The following is a 1,425-nucleotide window of genomic DNA, read 5'->3' on the forward strand; positions in this document are numbered from 1 at the left end:
GCCGTCCCGGGCAGTAGTACCGTGCCGAACACCGTGTGGTCGGCGAGCCAGGAATGAGTCCGCACCGATACATGTCCGGTGAACAGCCATTCGTCTTTTCCGGCGAGTTGCACCGTGTTGGTCAACAATGGATGCCCGAGTGAGCCGGTCTCGCGGTCGGTGCTCGGCTGCAGCCAGTACCGCTGGTGCTGGAAGGCGTAGGTCGGCAGGTCCGTGCGGGTCGCGGTCGGTGCCAATGCCGTTGCTGCCACCGTGACACCGGCGCAGTGGGCGCGGGCCAATTCGAGGGTGATCTGCTCCGGGCCGCCGTGGCCGCGCCGCAATGTGCCCAGCACGGTCACACGATCGGCCACGCCGAGCGCCTCTGCCGTCGACTCGATGCCCATTGTCAACACCGGATGGGGACTGACCTCGATGAACGCATTCACCCCCGCGGTGATCAATGCCTCGATCGACTCGGTGAACCGGACTTGTTCCCGCAGCCCTCGGTACCAATACCCCGCATCCAGTCTCGCGGTGTCGACATAGTCCGCGACCACGGTCGAGAAGAACGGTATCGAATCCGTGTGCGGCCGAATCGGAGCCAGCTCCGTTGATATCCGATCCCGAATCGTTTCCACGGCTGTCGAATGCGACGCGTAATCGACCGGGATCCGCTTCGCCCACACGCCGTCGTTSTCGCATTCGGCCAGGAATTCGTCCATCGCCGATGCCTGCCCTGATACCACCACCTGTGCTGGACCGTTCACCGCCGCGACAGACAACCGGTCTCCGAATCCGGACAGTCGCTGCCGGACCGTCTCGACGTCCAGGCCGACCGATGCCATGCCGCCGGAACCGGCGAGTTCCTCTGCCACGGCCTGGGAGCGCAGGGCGACCACGCGTGCACCGTCGGACAGCGAAAGTCCGCCAGCGACAACGGCCGCCGCGATCTCGCCCTGGGAATGCCCGATCACCGCCGCGGGCTCGACTCCGCTGGCGCGCCATAGCCGAGCCAAGGACACCATTACCGCGAACAGCACCGGTTGCACCACATCGACCCGCTCCAGCGACGCTGCCTCCGGTTCTGCCCGCAGCACAGCGGTCAGCGACCAGTTCACATATGGCGCCAAAGCCGTCTCGCAGTCCGCGATCGACTCCGCGAACACCCCGCCCTCGGCCAATAACTCGGCACCCATTTCCTCCCACTGACTGCCCTGCCCTGGAAACACGAACGCCACCTGCCTGGTCACAGCACGATCCGACACCACGCCGTCGGTGTCCCCGCTGGACTGGGCCAACCTCGCCAACCCGGCTTTCAAGTCGGCCAACTCCCGACCCACGACCGCGGCCCGCCATTCCAACTGTGAACGATGCCGCAGCAACGAATACGCCACATCCGCCGCATCCGCCTCCGGATGGTCGACCAACCACTCCCGCAACCGA

Annotated in this window: 1 protein-coding gene; it reads right to left on the reverse strand. The window is 65.7% G+C overall.

Annotated elements, in window-relative coordinates:
• Nucleotides 1-1,425: acyltransferase domain-containing protein (locus AB4Z47_RS30645; RefSeq protein WP_441956197.1), on the reverse strand; the 1,425-nt coding region annotated here is incomplete at both ends.

This window comes from Nocardia sp. 2TAF39 (assembly GCF_052114905.1).
Classification (GTDB): domain Bacteria; phylum Actinomycetota; class Actinomycetes; order Mycobacteriales; family Mycobacteriaceae; genus Nocardia.